At 43.1% G+C, this 2,953-nt stretch carries 3 protein-coding genes; all 3 read right to left on the reverse strand.

Translation table 11 applies throughout. The features are described 5' to 3' along the window. Positions 1-296 precede the first annotated feature (296 nt). Positions 297-1,187 (reverse strand): ABC transporter permease, encoded by an 891-nt coding sequence (locus F6K49_RS38885; RefSeq protein WP_293069303.1) that lies wholly within the window; start codon positions 1,185-1,187, stop codon positions 297-299. Positions 1,188-1,653: 466 nt separating this feature from the next. Then, positions 1,654-2,229, reverse strand: a complete 576-nt coding sequence (locus F6K49_RS38890) for a phytochelatin synthase family protein (RefSeq protein ID WP_293020868.1) — start codon at positions 2,227-2,229, stop codon at positions 1,654-1,656. A 329-nt stretch (positions 2,230-2,558) separates the two neighbouring features. Beyond that, on the reverse strand, positions 2,559-2,953 hold a 395-nt coding region (locus F6K49_RS38895; RefSeq protein WP_293105850.1), incomplete at its 5' end, for a DUF4162 domain-containing protein.

The raw sequence follows: 2,953 nt of genomic DNA on the forward strand, positions 1-2,953 counted from the left end.
CCGTGCAGTAACGCTGTAGTAATGCCAAGGGCTACACTCAATACAGCTACAGTAAAAACAGATTGGTTGCTGATTGTCATAGAAATCCCCCCTCAATGGATAAATCTCACTGGTATTCTGCTATAGATTTATATATAGTTAACCTGAGTTAACCTGCACAGTTAACCTGCACAATTGTTACAGGTTCATTTTGGGCTGTTGACGCGATTCTGTCAATAGTCAACCATCCAGAAAAAGCGATGAGTTAATATTGATTCTTTCACGGGATCCTAGGGCCTTAGCCCTAGGAAGAATAATTACAACCGGCGGCTGAGTAGTGGAGAAATTGCGAGTAATACGACTGTGCTAAAACCAAGCAATATCAACAGGGATTGGCCAAAGGTAATAGATGCCCAGGGAGCCTGCATCACAATACTACCAACAGACCAGTCATTGTGAAGATAGAGATAGCGAATTGGTTCAATGGCATAGCTGAGGGGGTTAAGACTGGCTACCACCTGTAACCATTTGGGCATGAAGGAGAGAGGAGCAAGGGCTGTGCTGGCAAACAGTAGGGGTAAGTTGGTAACAAAAATGACTGCAATTAGTTCAATGTGACCGGGTAGAGCAAATGCTAGTCCGAGACTGAGAGCTGTGACTCCCACCACCAGCAAGAACACAATCAAGCCAATCATCGCCAGACCAGCTAAGTTCGGTAAACCAGCTCCTAAAAAGGAACTAGCGGTGACAATTGCCACAGTTTGCAGCAAACTCAGAGCGATTATATATATGGCTGAGGCTGCAACAATAGAGAAGCGAGATACTAACGGAGCTACGAGTAAGCGGTTGAGGAAACCAAATTCCCGGTCAAACATGATCGGTAAGCCAGCATTGAGTGCTCCGGCAAAGGCGGTAAACACAATCACCCCTGCACCTAGGAATTTGCCATAGCTCAAACTCTCGCCAAAAATCCCTTGAGGAGCGTTTTGGAATAATGCCCCAAATAGGATTAGCCACATTAGGGGCTGGATAATACCAGCCATTAAGGTAGAAGGACGCCGTTGCAGCTGAATAAACAGGCGTTTGGTTAGGGCAAGGGTTTCTTGGATAAATTCACTTACACCAGGAGTATCATTGACTGGGATTGGTGCAGTAAGGTCTGGTTGCCAGTTAAATTGGGATTTAGGAGGGGTAAGGGTTTTACTCATATTCATTCGTGGAATAGATTCTTACAATAGTTGGAGCAATCTTTATTAACCCTGTTGAGAGGGCAGCTTTTGAAGCAAGAATTATGGCGGTTATCTAGGTTCTATTTTAAAGAATCCCTTTATAATTCAGTCGTTGTTTTTTTCCTTAAACCAATCTCACCCAATTTATTATGATATCAAAAATACTGGTGTTGATTTCTCTATCCATCAACAATGGAATTATGAAAGTGGATGCCAAACTGTTTTTAATAATCTTTAGTTATGGCTTGGGTTGCACGATTTAATTCATGTTATGAATCAATTTCAACCTTATTTTATTGATGGATAATCTGGCTTTTTTGTTACTTGGTTACTTCGGAGAGTAACAAAAGATTGATATTGCTTATGCATCAAAGATTGCACCGATGCCAGCTGCTACCAAGAATCCAAGACTATAACCCATAGCGTTAGTCTTGGACTATGTCAATTACTGCTCTGTGCCCTCAAGCTTCCGGACTACAATCATGCCACGGGAGCGTGACGAGGAACTATCCTTGTCTACGCAAGCCTTATACATTTGCTCTATAGGACATTTCCAAAAGCGTGTGTACTTCTTGGGATTGGTGTCGGCGACAGTCAGTTCTTTGGTAGTTGAGTCGTAGTCTGCCACCAAGGAGAAGTGACCCCCCCCTAAATTGACATTATCGTGGGCGATGCTAACACTGAAGTTTAGGATGTGGATATCCTTGTTATCCGAGACTGCCCTTTCAACTTCCTTGATAAAGACATCAAGTGTCATGCTCGGTTTGTCGAAATGCTCCATGATTACAGAGAACGGTAATTTAGCACCCTCGACGTACTTGGTTAAGGTGTCATAGGTCTCAGCAAGGGTCATCCCGTCATCTAGAACCGAGGCAATCGGCAGTCTGGTTACGTAGAATATATCGTCAATAGTCGTTGGACATTCTAGTGCTGTCAATGCATAAGCGATCGCAGTGACGTTGCAGCAGTTAATGGGCTGCTGAAACTCAATCATTTTGATATTTTCGAGGTCTTTGCTCATTGGATTCCTCTAATTTTCGTCTTTTTCCTGATTAATTTATCTAAATTAGAATATTAACCGGATTTGGTATTATATCCTGTTACTACTATATGTCTATATCTATTTGCAGTAATAATGTCAAGGGTTTGTTAAGGATTTCGGCAGTGAGCGAAATCCTTAACTTGGGAAGTCCATGTATCTGCACGCTTACTTGATCAGGTTGAGGCTTCGGACTTACTTTTCCCAAAACTCCTGAATAGTTAACCTAGACATCAGTTATTGATCAAAGAAGATATAAGAAACTTTGGGTAGAGAATCTACCCATCTTTCCCCTCTACCCTATCTCTCCTTTAGGCCATATTTTGTTTCCGCTCTGCCTTGAGATCCCGTTTCCCAGCCTGAGCCAGTTCAGCATCCATCAGGGTTTTACCTGTGGCAGCTAGGTAGACATCATCTAGGCTAGGTCGCGACTGAGCAATCCCAAAGGTTGGTAAACTAAGGTCTTTTAACGCTTGCTGAATGATCATTAAGGCATTGCTTTGGGGTTTAACCACAAGGTTAAGGGAATTCCCCTGATTGCTGTTAATAATCACCTCTCGCACAAAGGGCAGAGACTGCAGCATATGTTTGGCTTGCTTGGCTTCTTCAATGGGGGAGAATTCCCGGATGCGCAGGGTAATGCGATCGCCTCCAACACTATCCTTTAACTGAGATGGTGTCCCCTCAGCTATGATCAACCCTTTGT

This window comes from Moorena sp. SIO3I6, from assembly GCF_010672095.1.

Coding starts and splice junctions, on each gene's coding strand:
- F6K49_RS38885 (WP_293069303.1), bottom strand. CDS start 1,187: ATGAGTAAAACCCTTACCCCTCCTAAATCCCAATTTAACTGGCAACCA.
- F6K49_RS38890 (WP_293020868.1), bottom strand. CDS start 2,229: ATGAGCAAAGACCTCGAAAATATCAAAATGATTGAGTTTCAGCAGCCC.